The sequence below is a fragment of the Rosistilla ulvae genome (genome assembly GCF_007741475.1).
Classification (GTDB): domain Bacteria; phylum Planctomycetota; class Planctomycetia; order Pirellulales; family Pirellulaceae; genus Rosistilla; species Rosistilla ulvae.
Genome location: NZ_CP036261.1, coordinates 2,143,152 through 2,157,925 on the forward strand (window position 1 = coordinate 2,143,152; position 14,774 = coordinate 2,157,925).

General features: G+C 57.3%; 7 protein-coding genes. 3 read left to right on the forward strand and 4 right to left on the reverse strand.

Translation table 11 applies throughout. From position 1 onward, the window contains the following. Positions 1 to 48: 48 nt before the first annotated feature. Entirely contained in the window at positions 49 to 1,749 is a 1,701-nt protein-coding gene (locus EC9_RS07795) for a 30S ribosomal protein S1 (RefSeq protein ID WP_246106010.1), read from the forward strand. A gap of 69 nt (positions 1,750 to 1,818) precedes the next feature. Here the strand turns inward: EC9_RS07795 and pheA are convergent, their stop codons facing one another. Further along, complete coding sequence (gene pheA, locus EC9_RS07800) at positions 1,819 to 2,865, reverse strand: prephenate dehydratase (RefSeq protein ID WP_145343819.1); 1,047 nt, start codon at positions 2,863 to 2,865, stop codon at positions 1,819 to 1,821. Positions 2,866 to 3,271: 406 nt separating this feature from the next. On the opposite strand from pheA, the gene dnaK reads away from it, so the two are divergent. Both dnaK and clpB read left to right on the forward strand, forming a co-directional pair. Beyond that, positions 3,272 to 5,203: a molecular chaperone DnaK gene (dnaK, locus tag EC9_RS07805; RefSeq protein ID WP_145343821.1), complete on the forward strand. Its 1,932-nt coding sequence runs from the start codon at positions 3,272 to 3,274 to the stop codon at positions 5,201 to 5,203. Between the two features lie 261 nt (positions 5,204 to 5,464). Then, complete coding sequence (gene clpB, locus EC9_RS07810; protein ID WP_145343823.1) at positions 5,465 to 8,143, forward strand: ATP-dependent chaperone ClpB; 2,679 nt, start codon at positions 5,465 to 5,467, stop codon at positions 8,141 to 8,143. A gap of 37 nt (positions 8,144 to 8,180) precedes the next feature. On the opposite strand, the gene EC9_RS07815 is transcribed toward clpB, so the two are convergent. The 3 genes from EC9_RS07815 to pilM form a co-directional block, all read right to left on the reverse strand. After that, the gene (locus EC9_RS07815; protein WP_145343824.1) at positions 8,181 to 10,469 is read right to left on the reverse strand and encodes a hypothetical protein; all 2,289 of its coding nucleotides are present in this window, start codon (positions 10,467 to 10,469) and stop codon (positions 8,181 to 8,183) included. Between the two features lie 94 nt (positions 10,470 to 10,563). Continuing rightward, positions 10,564 to 12,351 (reverse strand): hypothetical protein, encoded by a 1,788-nt coding sequence (locus EC9_RS26420; protein ID WP_218934666.1) that lies wholly within the window; start codon positions 12,349 to 12,351, stop codon positions 10,564 to 10,566. Positions 12,352 to 12,468: 117 nt separating this feature from the next. Further along, positions 12,469 to 14,703, reverse strand: coding sequence for a type IV pilus assembly protein PilM (gene pilM / locus EC9_RS07830; RefSeq protein ID WP_145343826.1), 2,235 nt, complete (start codon positions 14,701 to 14,703; stop codon positions 12,469 to 12,471). Positions 14,704 to 14,774: the final 71 nt, after the last annotated feature.

The window sequence follows — 14,774 nt, forward strand, 5'->3', positions numbered from 1 at the left end:
ACATCCTAACTCCCTCTTGTTTGAATCTGTGCTTAATCGGTCTGATTGATGAACGAATCTAACGCTGAAAATCTTGAAAACGCTGTTCCGCCGCAATCCCTTGCAGCCGATGCACAACCTCCAAGCGATCCCGCGACCGAAGCGGCGCCAGCTGTTGCCGCCGACGATGCGACGCTGTCCGACGCCGCTGCGGCATTGTCAGCTGCATCGGATGCCAAGCCGGCGAAGCCAGGCAATGGGGCGCTGGCCGGGCGACCCAGCGGACCGCTGGCGCGGCGACAACCAAGCAACGGGCCAAGCTCTCCGCCCCCATCGGCTGGACGCCCCGGTTCGCCACCTCCCGTTCCACAGCGTCCGATGAAAGCCGCCGCCGCAGGTCAAGGGGCTAAGGCCGACGCAGCGAGCGGAACGGAAAAGCCAGCGAAGGGGAAAAAGGAAGGGAAAGATAAGCATCCGCCACGCGGTAAACAGATCGTTCCGCCGCCGAAGCCGCAGATCGTGGTCCCCAGCAAACGCGCTCCGCTGTCGGACGACCTCGAAGAGATGCTCGCTCGCGAACTGGCCGGTTCGGGACTCGAAGAGATTCTCGGTGGCCAAGCTGGAATGCCGATGCGCGAAGCGCTTGTCGAAGGCCAGCGGGTGCAGGCAAAAGTGATTAAGAAGAGCGTCGATGCCGTTTTCGTTTCGTTGGGGGGACCCGACGAAGGTTCGGTCGCGTTTGAACAATTTAAAGAAGAGCCCGAGATCGGTGCCTCGGTTGAAGTCATCGTTCGCGGTTTTAGCAACGACGATGGCATGTTCATGCTGGCCCTGCCAGGCCAGGCTCTCGACGCCAGCGATTGGGATGAACTCGAGGAAGGGGACGTGGTCGAAGCTTACGTCGAATCGGTCTGCAACGGCGGCGTCGATGTCAAAGTAGGATCGATTCGCGGTTTTATTCCGATCAGCCAGTTGTCGGAGTTTCGGATCGAAGATGCGGCGGAATATGTCGACAAGAAACTGCTTTGCGTCGTCAACGAATGCAACCCGCGTCGCAAGAACTTGGTACTCAGCCACCGCGCGATCCTAGAACGGGAACGCGAGGAGCGGCGTGTAGAACAGATGGCCAAGATCGCCGTCGGCGACGTCTTGGAAGGGACCGTGCGAAACGTCCTGGACTTCGGTGCCTTTGTCGATCTGGGAGGAGTCGAAGGACTGATCCATATCAGCAAGCTCAGCTGGGATCGGATCAAACACCCCAGCGAAGTCATCGAAGCGGGGCAAAAGGTCAAGGTTCGAATCGACAAAATCGACGAGAACACGGGCAAGATTGGACTCTCGTATCGCGATCTGATCGAGCAACCGTGGGACGATATCGACTCGAAATTCCCGATCGGATCGACGGTTACCGGCACGGTCACCCGAACAACCGATTTTGGGGCCTTTGTTCGTTTGGGGACCGGAATCGAAGGGTTGATCCACATTTCGGAACTCGCCCACCATCGCGTCTTTAAAGTCGACAACGTGGTGAAGGTCGGGGATGAAATCGAGGTCAAGATCCTTTCAGTCGACGCCGATTCGCAGCGGATCGGGTTGTCGTTGAAAGCGACACAGGTCAAACCGCAGACCGAAAAAGAGAAGGCCGAAGAGGCTGCGGCGGAGATTGACGAACCAGCTCCCGAGCCGTACATCAAGAAACGTCACGTCGGTCCGCTCAAGGGTGGTAAGGATGCCGACGCGGGCGGAGCCAAGTTTGGGCTGAAGTGGTAGAGCCCCTTGGCATCGACAGTGCGGCTTGAGCCGCGCTGCGGTGGACGTCGTTTCGCGACGACTTCAGCGTTAGCTGCGACTGCGGTCCTTGGGGTATGACCCAAGGATATCGCGGCGAATCGTCAAGGCTTCGAGGTCTTCGATCGCCTTCATCACGGGAGCGTCATGCTTATGGCCTTCCAGTTCGACAAAAAACAGATACTCATTGGGGCCGGCGGGCATCGGATACGATTCGATCCAGGTCAGATTCAGATTGTGTTTTTTGAAAACGTTCATCACGTCGGCTAGTGCGCCGGGGCGATGGATGATCTGCAACACCAACGCGGTTTTGTCGTCGCCGCTCGATTCCGGCTCGCGTTCGCCTAAGACGGCGAACCGCGTGACATTGTTGGGATTGTCTTCGATACTAGCGGCGATCACGTTCAGGCCATACTCGCGCCCGGCTGCTTCGCTTGCGATCGCAGCGACACCCGGATTTTCGGCGGCCAGTTTGGCTGCCGCCGCTGTGCTCGACAACTCCTTCAGTTGGGCGTTGGGCATGTGCTGGGCCAACCAACCGCGACATTGCGACAGCGCCTGCGGTTTGCTGTAGATCTCGACGATCTGATCGCGCGGCGTGCGGCTGAGCAGATAGTGGTGAATCGGCAGCAGGACTTCGCCGCAGATGTTCACTGGCGTTTGCACGAACATCCCCAGCGTATCGACGACCCGTCCATCGGTCGAATTTTCGACAGGCACGATTCCCATCGTCGCCTGGCCGCGAACGACGGCATCAAAGACGGCGGCGATCGTCGATTCGGGAGTCAGCAGCGCCGCGTCGCCAAAGTATTTGATCGCGGCGAGGTGGCTGTAGCTGTGTTGTGGGCCGAGGTAGGCGATCCGGCCGGTTTCCAGCTCGGCGTTCGACAGGCTGGCAACGTGCCGCATCAGCATCGTCAACCGTTCGGCATCGATCCGCGCTGCGGTGGCGACTTCGCTGACCGAGGGGCCGATCCGAGCACCAAGCTCCTCGACCGGGGCGTTTGTGTTAGCCCCCCGCAACAGATGGACGCGTTGCGCGACGAGATCGAGGATCGCGCGATCGATCTCCATTAGACGTTCGGAATCGCCGGCCATAGGGGGATTGCTCTTCGGGGGTGTCAGGATGGCTGAGTCGAGGATCGTCCCGCAGCACAGCAAAAGTCGTTCGGGCGAGGTCTGTCATTTTGACCGGCAACGCAATGCCCATCGAAGCCGAAACGACATCAAAAGTCAAATTGCAACTGCGGTTGGCCACGAATAATCGCCTTACCAGGCGAAAAAACGATGCTAGACCTACCGAAACGTACATGAAATGCCGTTTTTTGGAAGCGGGTGTTTGTTTCTGGCACGGCCTTTGCATTTACCAACATTTGTTCGCGTGACGGCCAATCATGTCGCCAACCGAACGAGAGCCGGAACGACAGCAAACGCAAGATGCTGAGCGATTTCCCGGATAGCGAATAGACTAAAATTTTGACGATATGACTGGAGGAGAGATTCCATGGCACAAGGCGAAAAAATTATTGGTATCGACTTGGGAACCACCAACAGCGTCGTTGCCATTATGGAAGGTAACGACCCCAAGGTGATTCCCAATGCGGAAGGCAACCGTTTGACCCCCAGCGTGGTCGCGTTTACCGACAAAGCAGAAACGATTGTCGGCGAACCTGCGCGTCGCCAGGCGGTCACCAACCCAACGCGAACAATCTATTCGGCCAAGCGATTTATCGGCCGTCGACACGACGAAGTCCACAGCGAAGAGAAGATCGTACCGTACGAAGTGACCGGTGCGGAGTCGGAATTCGTCAAGATCAAGGTTGGGGACAAGGAATATACGCCGCAAGAAATTTCGGCCAAGGTGCTTCGCAAGCTCAAAGAAGCTGCCGAATCGTACCTCGGCCACAAGGTCAACAAAGCGGTTGTCACCGTTCCGGCGTACTTCAACGACAGCCAACGCCAAGCGACCAAAGATGCGGGCCAGATCGCGGGACTCGAGGTGATGCGAATCATCAACGAACCGACCGCGGCGGCACTTGCGTACGGCTTGGACAAGAAGAAGGATGAAAAGATCATCGTCTTCGATCTCGGTGGCGGTACGTTTGACGTATCGGTTTTGGAAGTTGCCGATTCCGGCGACGAGGAAAGCTCCAGCCGCGTCTTCCAAGTGGTCAGCACCAGTGGCGACACGCACCTTGGTGGCGATGACTTCGACGAAGCCTTGATCGGTTACGTTGCCGGTGAGTTCAAGAAGGAAAACGGAATCGATCTGCGGAACGATCCGATGGCATTGCAGCGTTTGCAAGAAGCTTGCGAAAAGGCGAAGAAGGAACTCAGTTCGCTGCCAGAGACCGACATCAACCTGCCCTTTATCACGATGGATCAAAGCGGTCCGAAGCACCTGACGAAAAAGGTCACGCGGGCGAAGTTTGAAGAATTGATCGCCGACATGATTCAGCGATGTCGCAAACCGGTCTTGCAAGCGCTCGAAGACGCCGGCATGAAACCGAGCGATATCGACGAGATCGTTTTGGTCGGTGGTAGCACACGCGTTCCCAAGGTTCGCGAAGTCGTCAAAGAGATCTTCGGTAAAGAGCCTCATCAGGGCGTGAACCCTGACGAAGTTGTGGCGATTGGAGCGGCGATCCAAGGTAGCGTTTTGGCTGGCGATCGTACTGACGTGTTGCTGCTGGATGTCTGCCCGCTGACTCTGGGGATCGAAACCGAAGGTGGCGTGATGACGCCGTTGGTCGAACGCAATACGACGATTCCGGTGGAAAAGAAGAACACGTTCAGCACCGCTGCGGACAACCAGACCGCTGTCACGGTTCGTGTTTTCCAGGGCGAACGCAAGATGGCGGCACAAAACCGCTTGCTGGGCGATTTCAACCTCGAAGGGATCCCGCCACAACCTCGCGGCATGCCTCAGATCGAAGTCAAGTTCGACATCGACCAGAACGGTATTCTGAATGTCAGCGCGAAGGATTTGAATTCCGGTAAGGAAGCCAACGTGCGGATCGAAGAATCGGGCGGCCTGGACGATACCGAGATCGAACGCATGAAAAAGGATGCCGAAGAGCATGCCGATGAAGATCGCAAGCTGTTTGAATTGGCGGAAGCTCGTAACAAAGCAAACAGCCTGATCCACGAATCGGAAAAGCAGCTCAAGGAGAACGAGGAGAAGCTGACCGATGCGGACAAGGAGCCGATGAACGCGGTGATCAAAAAGGTTCGCGATGCAGTCGCTGGCGAAGATGCGGCGGCGATCACTTCGGTTACCGGCGAATTGGAGCAAGCTTGGCAGGCATTCAGCAAGGTGCTTTACGAAAAGACGGGCGCGGATGGCGCTGCAGCAGCCGGAGGCGGCGATGCCGAACCAACCGCCAGCGCGGACGACGATGCAATCGATGCGGAGTTCGAAGTGAAAGACAAGTAATCGGTCTTTAGATTATCGATCGCCGGTCGGTTCGATCCGACCGGCGATTTTAACGCGGGCCACAGACGATTATTCCAACACGCGATAGTGACCAATCGGTTGCAAGCGTGTCTTCAACGGCTGTGGCTTTTTCGTGCGCTGATCGCAAGTGAATCACCGCTCAACACTATTTCGCAGCCCTCGCGGCGGCCTTTTCGGTACCAACCTCGGGCCGTCGATCTTCCGGCTGGCCGGACTCTCTCAAGAACAGGAGCGTAGAACATGGCATTTCGATTTGACAAACTGACACACAAGTCTCAGGAAGCGGTCAGCCAAGCCCAGGGATTGGCGACCGAGGCCGGCAACCCGGAGATCACTCCGCTGCATCTACTGTCGAGCATGCTCGATACCGGACAGGGAATCGTTCGCCCGATGTTGCAAAAGATTGGCGTCGATCTCGACCAATTGACGGAGATGGTCGCGGGAGAGTTGGGGAGGTTACCCAAGAGTTCCGGCGGTCGGCAGGCGAGCGTCGGTCCCGAGCTGCAAAAGGCGTTCGAAGCCGCAGCGCGACGCGCCGAGACGATGAAAGACGAATACGTCAGCAGCGAGCATTTGTTGCTTGCGATGACCGATACCGAGGGGAAAGCGAAAAATCTGCTGCAGCTGGTTGGCGTCGGCACCGACGACGTGTTGGCGGCCCTGAAACAGGTTCGCGGTACCGCACGGGTCACCGACCAGAATGCCGAGGATAGTTACCAGGCGTTGGAAAAATATGGCATCGATCTGGTGCAACTGGCGGTCCAAGGCAAATTGGATCCGGTGATCGGTCGCGATTCGGAGATTCGCCGCGTGATCCAGGTCCTCTCGCGACGAACGAAAAACAACCCGGTGTTGATCGGTCAGCCGGGGGTCGGGAAAACGGCGATCGCCGAAGGGTTAGCGCTGCGAATCGTCGAAGGCGATGTCCCCAGCAGCCTCAAGGACAAACGGGTGATCTCGTTGGATATGGGGGCATTGGTCGCTGGTGCCAAGTTCCGAGGGGACTTTGAGGAGCGGTTGAAGTCGGTTTTGCGGGAGGTCAAAGAGAGCGCTGGCAGCGTGATCCTGTTTATCGATGAATTGCATCTGGTCGTGGGAGCGGGGAAAGCGGAGGGATCGGCGGATGCCGCGAACTTGCTGAAACCCGAATTGGCTCGCGGTTCGTTGCGTTGTATCGGTGCGACGACGCTGGACGAATATCGCCAGCATATCGAAAAAGATGCAGCGCTAGAGCGGCGTTTTCAGCCCGTCTTCGTCAACGAACCCAATGTCGAAGATACGATCGCGATCCTGCGTGGTTTAAAACCTCGCTACGAGGCGCACCACGGCGTGCGGATCACCGATTCGGCATTGGTCGCGGCAGCGAAGTTATCGCATCGCTACATCGCCGATCGCTTCTTGCCCGATAAGGCGATCGATCTGGTTGACGAAGCGGCCAGCCGGTTGGCGATGGAAAAGGAAAGTGTTCCCGAACCGATCGACGAGGTCCAACGACGCTTGCGTCAATTGGAACTCGCCGCTCGCCAGCTCGAACGCGAAGAGGACGCGTCGGCGCGGACGCGGTTGAACGAGGTGAATGCAGAGATGCAGCAGCAAAAGGCGGAACTTGCATCGCTTCGCGAACAATGGGAAGCCGAAAAGCTGGGGCTCGACGATGTGCAGAGCATTCGCAAACAGATCGACGAGGTCGATCATGAGTTCCGTACTTTGGACGGTGAGATCCGACGCAAACAGTCCAGTGGCGAAGCGGTTTCGGAAACCGAGTTCCAACAGCTGTATGAATTGGATAAACGCCGCAGCGAATTGACCGCTCGGGCCGAACAGCAAGCCGAGGCACAGTCGCAGACAGAGGTCTCGGCGGACGATCCAACGCATGGCGCTAGACGTCTGTTGCGACAGGATGTTACCGATGAAGAGATCGCCGAAGTGGTGAGCGCATGGACGGGGATTCCAGTCCAACGGATGTTGGAAACCGAACGGGCAAAACTGTTGGTGATGGAAGAGCGTTTGCATCAACAGGTCGTTGGACAAGATGCCGCCGTCGCGGCGGTGGCCAACGCCGTCCGGCGCAGCCGCAGCGGTCTGCAAGATCCACACCGACCGATCGGTTCGTTCCTGTTCCTGGGCCCGACGGGTGTTGGGAAAACCGAGCTCTGCAAAGCATTGGCGCGGATCATGTTCGACGACCCCAACGCGATGGTGCGGTTGGATATGAGCGAGTTCATGGAGCGACATAGTGTCAGCCGATTGATCGGAGCCCCTCCGGGATATGTCGGCTACGAGGAGGGAGGTAAGTTGACCGAAGCGGTCCGCCGGCGCCCGTATTGCGTGATCTTGTTGGACGAGATGGAGAAAGCACACCCCGACGTCTTTAATGTGCTGTTGCAAGTTCTCGACGATGGTCGCTTAACCGATGGCCAAGGTCGGACAGTCGATTTTGCCAACACGGTGATCGTGATGACAAGCAACGTCGGCAGTCAGGCGATTCAACAGGTCGCATCGGCTGGCGGTTCGGACGCCAACTTGGAAGAAGCGGTTCAAGAGGCGTTGAAGGCTCGCTTCCTGCCCGAGTTTTTGAACCGTATCGACGATACGATTGTCTTCCACCCGTTGCGGCTGGAACAGATCCGCAAGATTGTTCGCATCCAATTGGACGCGTTGGCCGCGCGATTGGCAGCCAACGAGATTGGGTTAGAGGTGACCGATGCAGCGGTCGACGCGATCGCCGACCGGGGCTTCGATCCGACCTATGGGGCGCGACCGTTGAAGCGAGAGATTCAACGCAGCCTCGAAAATCGGCTAGCAACCGAGTTGCTAAAGAATCAATTCGAACCTGGATCTGCGGTCCGCGTCGACTTTGCCGGTTCGGACTATACGTTCGAAATGATTCCCGCCGCTGCCGCCGTCGCGGCGGACTGATCCGCGACGCGACGAGGACTTCGAATCCTTTGGCGTATTATTCGCCGCCAAAGGAGAACTCGGGCATGGCGCCTTCGCCCATGCCCATTTCGGGGACGGTGCTGGCGGCTTTTGCCTTGAGAAGTTTTTCCCGTTCGTCGGCAAACGTATAGCGGCGGAAACGGAAGGCATCCTCGATTTCGTGTTGCACGACGAGGCCTCCCTGTTCATCGAACAGCAGCATTTTACCAGGGGCCAGCATCGGTTCTTCCTCGTCGTCCAGGACGGCAAGATTTTCGCCCCCGGCGATATCGATCAACACTCCGCGCGACTTCACCGACGCATTTTCAAGCTGTTTGATCTCCAGCGTCGATGGATTGACGATCTCGTCGGTGAACGAGGTTTTATCCAAAATCGAACCGCGGGTTGCCGCTTCGAACTGGGCTGTCCGTTCGGTTGCAAATCCCCAGTCCCAATTGACCGAGACGATGTCGGCCGTTGGCGGCGATTTCTGGAAGGTCTTGCCCTCCAGAGTCGTCGTCGTTTCGGGTTTGGTCAGTCCGCCAGCGAACCACGAAAGCTCGGGGAGCGATGCTGGTGGGCTCGGTTCGCTCCAAGCAGACCAGAGATACCCGGTGCGGTATGTCGAACCCTGTTGCTTGGTGAGGACTGCATCCTCAGCCGTTCGTTTTTGAATCCGTTCGAGCGCATCGGCATCGAGGGTTTTCAGTGGCGGTGCAAACCGACCGTTGAGTGGATAGTTGGGATCTTCGATCGCCACTTGGATCCGGTAGACGTACTTGCGCCCCGGTTGAGGCCCAAACTTGTTCCGGCGTGGGCTATCGCGGAAATCGTAGAACCGAATCAATTTGTATTCCGACGCGACGACGACGGTCGAACCCATCATCCCGCCTGGACCCATCATCATTTCGGATCCCATCATCCCTTCGGATCCCATCATCATTTCGGACCCCATCATCCCCTCGGATCCCATCATCATTTCAGAATCCATCATCCCTTCGGCTCCCATGCTGCCCATGCCACCCGGGCCTCGTCGGGCGCCGGCGCCTCTGTTTTGAAGCGAGTTCAGGTCGAGACGGGTGCCGGTAGCGGGACCGGTGATGTCCACATTCTCTTCGACAACTTCTTCGGTAACTTCTCTGCCATCACGCTTTTTCTGCCCTGCCAGCGGCACCTGGGGATGGACTGCAAATTTCATATAGTCTTGAATCAACAGTGGCGGAATCGGCATCGTCAAAACCGAATCCATATATTCGGGCGAGATGACTTCGGGAGCAAATCCGGCCCAGTGCTTCACGTACATGTTATTCATGAAGTTGTTGCTGGTGGTGACGACCCAGTCCCCTTCGCCGGCCAAGATTTTGGCATCGTCGGGCTCTTCCAACGCATCGACCTCGCGGTTGGTAACATCGGCGCGAATAACGCGGAACGCGATGTAACGGGGGCGATCGCGGCGGGGATCGAATCCAGTCGCATCGCCCAACGCACTTTGGAACGCATCGTTCAACAGTTCATTGGGCATTACCGCAGTACCGGCAATGAATTGATGGGTGTAAGCGATCGGCCTTTGGGCAGTATTGCCGCGTTGGCCTCCTATTCCGCCGCCCATTTCAATTCCCATCCCCATCCCCATTCCGGCACCACGGAAACCGCGGTCGTATTTGGGATCGAGCTTTCGGGCCATGGTGGCACCTCCTACCCCCATTCCCATCCCCATTTCGCCCGCCCCCATCTCTGGCATCATCATTTCGGGGCTGTCCATCATCCCTTCGTACATCGCGCTTCCTTCGCCTCCGCGAGGTGCACGACGAGGTTTGCGCCGCTTCGGCTTTTTCTCCTCTTCGACCTCCATCTTGGGCGCATCTTCGAGCGTTTCGAATGGATCGGGCGTCCCATTGGGCGGATTCAGGCTGAACGCTCCCAGGACGGAAACCAGTTGAATGTTTTGGGGGGCATACTCAGGAGCATCGATTTCTGGATCGCGACGTTTGATTTTCGAGCGGCTCTTGGGGAATCCTTTCTCTTTGAATTGCAGCCCGGCGTCGATCGAATCGCGGCTCAATTCGACATTCTTTTCGTATTTGACCGTCGCCACACGAGTTTCTTCGTTCTCGATAGCTTCCCAATGCGGGGATTCCAGTTCCGTCATCACCTGACTGGCTGTCGACGTCAGGTTGTCGGGGCTTTTCGCTTCAGCAAATGGTTCGATGCTCAGCCCCTTGTAGACCAACAGCCCAAACACGCCAACGACCAGTCCTAGAACTAGCTTTTCCACATGATTGATGGCGAACTTTTTAATCGCGTCGCCGTCCATCTTGCCTTTCATAATAAATCTCCCTTTTACTGCTGCCGTCGGTCGTTTGGTCGTGGGGTATCAATAGCGGGCGAAATTCCAATCGCCCCGCTGGGGTGTTGCGAAACTAGGGGGTTGCCGGTGCTGGCGCCGCGGCTTCCGCTGGATTCTCTGCAGGGGCTGGCTCGGCGACTGCTGCGGCTGGTGCTGGATTCTCAACAGCAGGTGCAGGATTTTCTGCTGGAGCTGCTGGCGGTGCGGCCGCCGGGGCCGCAGCTGGATCGGCCGCCGCCGCTGGCGTTGGATCGGCCGCGGGCGCCGCAGGTTCATTCGCTGCGACGGCACTCGCGGCGGGAGCCTCGCCGATCGATTGATCGTTGACGACCGTTTCGGTCGTGACCTCTTCGACGCCCAATTTTTCCAAATCGGGCGGGTTGTAGATGTAGATCACTCCATAGACCTCGATCGGGAGATCGAATGGAAAATCGTCGGCTCGCCCGCCGGGCATCGGCCCGCCAGCCATTTCCGATCCTCCCATGCCGAGGTCGCCGAAGCCCATTCCGGCTCCCGCGTCCATTCCCATGCCCCCCATCTCCATCCCCATTCCGCCCGCCGCAGCGTTGCCGCCACCGCCGGAGGTGTTGATTCGGACCTGGCGGACTTCGACCATCAAGCGGGCGTTACCACATGCGGTCAGCAGTTGGGGCAGTTTGCGTTGATCCATCTTCAAGGTCATTTTGACCGGCAAGCGTTTGGCGACGTTCAAGAAAGCGTTTTCTGGGCTGGGACTCTCCATCGCCGAGCGCAGTTCGCTGGCTGAGATCGGTTCGTAGGCGGTATTCACGTAGCGGTTTTCAGCTGGATCGACAGCTTCCATCCCCCCGCCCATGCCCATTTCGCTCCCCATTCCCATGTCCATGCCCATCCCCATGTCCATGCCCATCCCCATCTCGCTTCCCATGCCCATGCCCATATCCATGCCCATGCCCATGCCATCGCCGCCACCCATTTGCGCTGCGCCGCGAGAAACACGGCCAACGCGCCCTGCGACGGCGCGTCCGAGTTGGATTTCCACGATCTCGTGAATGGTCGCCTGGAACGGTTTGGTCGCTTTCCCATTGACTGCCGAAATGATCTCCAGCAGGTTCTTCAAGACCCACAGATCCTCCTGGGAATAGAGCACATCCAGGGTCGACGGAGCTTCTTTGGTTCGCCAGGGGAAGACTTGTTCCAACAGCATCGCTTGGCTGCCAGTCGACCATTTGACCAGGGTGTCGGGTTCCTTGCTGACCAGAGGTCCCATCCCTCCTTCGCCCGGACTTCCCATCCCCATGTCCATGCCCATATCCATGCCCATCTCACTTCCCATGCCCATTCCCATGCCGGCAGCATTGGATGCCGCTTGAAAGTCGGCAGTCCATTTGGCTCCGACAATTTCTGCCAAGCCGGGCAATTGGCGTTCGATGTACAGCTTGTAACGGTGACGCAGTAATTGGTCGACTTCGTCCAGCTCAGGCATCGGGAATTCGGTCGTCGTTTCGATCGGCAGGTATTTGCTGAACGCATCGACAAAGTCACTGTTGCCTTGCATGTTCAATTCGGTTGGCCAGACCAGAATTTTCTCTTGGTATTCCCACTGCCGCTGCCACGCCGATAGAACATCTTGCTGCAAGATGTCGACACGCTTTTCCATTTCCGTGTGGGAATGGGGATTGGGGTGTGTTGAGGCGGTTCCGCGAATCTGAGTCAGGGTGCTGTAGGCGCCATTGATCGCCGTTTTCTGCGATTCGGTGTTCGCCATCAGGGAGGATGTCGCGACCCACCAGATGGCGATCGAAACGATCATCACCAACGCCCAGACACCCCAGAAGGCGTACTTGATCGCGGGTCCAAATTTTTCTTTCAGCTTGTCCATAACTCAGTGCTCGGATTGGGGACGCGGGTGCCCGCTGTCGGACATCGTGTTTTGTTCGAATCGCATGCAATTTCGATCGGCGCGATCGGAAACGCCAACCGCTCAATCTTTGATCCGTTAGATCTCTGGAGCTTGTTCGGCCGCTTCGTTTGCGGCTTCTTCTTCGGCTGCCGCAGCGGCTGCTTCGGCTGCCGCCTCGGCCCGCAACTGCAGTCTTACCGATCGAGATTTTGGTTGCCAGCAGAACTGGAACGTAACTTCATATCGTTTTGCATCGAACGAGGGGGGCTGTTTGGGATCGGCATCCTCGGCGGCTTTGTCTTTCGGTGCCGGGCGGGCTTCTACTTCGCCAAACACGTTGGTGCTGGTTGGTCCTGCTCCGGCAATCATGCCCCCCGCACCGGTTTGCGCAAGAGCTGGTCCATCGTATTCGGGGTTGGGGATCTTCATCTCCTGCAAACCGGGATCGCTCAGCAGCAGGGGATACGAAATGCCCATCTCCTTGGTGGTGAACGTTTCGGGGCTGATCGAGTTGTTTGAATCGGAGAGCGGGATGTTGACCGAACCGTTTAAAAAACGCTCGGTGAGGTACTTACGAACATGGTTACCACCCTCTTCACCGATGATGTCGTTGTAGTAGTGGAAACCCTTGAGTTCGATGACCCAGCCGGGACCTTCGGGACCGGTCAGCGCCGTCAATTCCTCTGCGAACTGGGCTTGTTGTTCTTTGGTCGCATTGTCGGCGCGCGTGATCCGGAACCAGTTCCTCATTTCGCTGCGATAACGCTCGGCGATGCTTTCGGAGTACCAATCGGCCAGGTTATCGAAGTATTGAGTTTCGATCGAATCGACGTAGATATCGGGGCGCTTCGAATAAGGGAGTTCCAACGGCGTGGGGTATTGCGATGGCGATTCGTAATCGGGGTGATGTGGCATCAACCCATCGAGCATCGTCAAAAACTCGATCCAGATCAGCCGCCGCTCGCCGTTTCCGGAGAGTTCCTGGCCGACGTTTTTCAGATACGCCAGTTTGCTGATGTAGTCGTTGTCGGTGCTCTTGTGCGTCGTTGCATACGATTGCGGCTGCGACGACTGCGATAGTGCCGAATCCCACCGCTCTTGGCGGACGACCGACCAGTCGCGTTGCACAAACAAATAATGCCCGACGAAACCGGCCATTAGAGCTGCCGCACATGCCAGCGCCCAAGGCTTTTTGGCGCGGATGATCCGATCGGTCAGGATCTCCTTGGGGACCAAGGTGGTTTCGATCGGTCCCAGGCCCAATGCCTGCAGGCACAGCCCATAGCAGACGCCAAAGGTAAACTGGTTCTCTTTGAAAACCGGGGATGCGAGGACTTCGGGACCTTGCAGGCGATTGAAGCCTTCGAGCACTTCCAACGTGTAGCCGAGATTCTTGCCGAGATACGGTCCCAGCCCGGGCAACTTGACTGTGTTGCCGGTCAACAACAGTTTGTCGATCGTCGCTTCTTTGTGGATCGATTGAAAGAAGCCGATCGAGCGTTGGATCTCGGTCACCAGATCGTTGAACACAGGCCGCATCGTTTGAATGATCAACTTGGGATCTTCAGCGTCGCGGGTGTTCCGTTTCAGATGCTCCGCCTTGGCGAAGGTCATCTTCAGATCTTTGGTCAATTGGCGCGTGAAGTGATTGCCACCCAGCGGCATGCTTCGCTGCCAAACCCGGAAACCGTTGCTGATGATCAGATCGGTCGAATCGGTTCCCAACGAGACCATCACGGTGGAGCTTGGCGGATTGTCGACGTCGAAATCGTTTGCCTCCAAGCGATCGTTCATGCGGTCGTAGGCCAGCATGTTGTACATCGCGATCGGTGCCAATTGGATCAGATCGACTTCCAGTTCGGCAACGTCGAAAGGCTTCAGTTGCTTGTAGACTTGATCGCGTTTCATCGCGAACAATCCAACCTCGGTCTCCAACGCGTAACCTTCTTCGATCGTGCTGCCAGGCATCATCTGGAAATCCCAGACGACGTCATCGAGATCAAACGGGATCTGTTGCCGCGCTTCGTACCGGACGATGTCGCCGACCTTCTTCGCTTCGACGGGCGGTGGCTTGAAGAACTTCGACAGACCGCTCTGTCCCGGCACGCTGACCGCAACCCGATAGCCACGGGTTTCATTGCGTTCCAAAAACTGCTGCAGCGCATCGCGAACCAGTTCTTCGGGATCGGCTTCGGGGTGGCTTAAGATCTTCGGGTATTCGATGTAATCGAATGCGTTGGCGACAACTTCGCCCCCTTCGATTTCGCAGCGCAGGGCCTTTAAAGCTGTCTGTCCAACTTCGATGCCCCATACACTCGCATTGCTGGCCATGTGTTAATATCCTCGATCGGCCGCCGACCAGCGAATTGGCGGGGGCCCAGAACGGTCGCGTAATTGTGTCG

What these genes read in the sequence shown, in the direction of transcription:
- EC9_RS07795 (WP_246106010.1), top strand. Translation starts at nt 49, where the DNA reads ATGAACGAATCTAACGCTGAAAATCTTGAAAACGCTGTTCCGCCGCAA.
- pilM (WP_145343826.1), bottom strand. Translation starts at nt 14,703, where the DNA reads ATGGCCAGCAATGCGAGTGTATGGGGCATCGAAGTTGGACAGACAGCT.
- EC9_RS07815 (WP_145343824.1), bottom strand. Translation starts at nt 10,469, where the DNA reads ATGAAAGGCAAGATGGACGGCGACGCGATTAAAAAGTTCGCCATCAAT.
- clpB (WP_145343823.1), top strand. Translation starts at nt 5,465, where the DNA reads ATGGCATTTCGATTTGACAAACTGACACACAAGTCTCAGGAAGCGGTC.
- dnaK (WP_145343821.1), top strand. Translation starts at nt 3,272, where the DNA reads ATGGCACAAGGCGAAAAAATTATTGGTATCGACTTGGGAACCACCAAC.
- EC9_RS26420 (WP_218934666.1), bottom strand. Translation starts at nt 12,351, where the DNA reads ATGGACAAGCTGAAAGAAAAATTTGGACCCGCGATCAAGTACGCCTTC.
- pheA (WP_145343819.1), bottom strand. Translation starts at nt 2,865, where the DNA reads ATGGCCGGCGATTCCGAACGTCTAATGGAGATCGATCGCGCGATCCTC.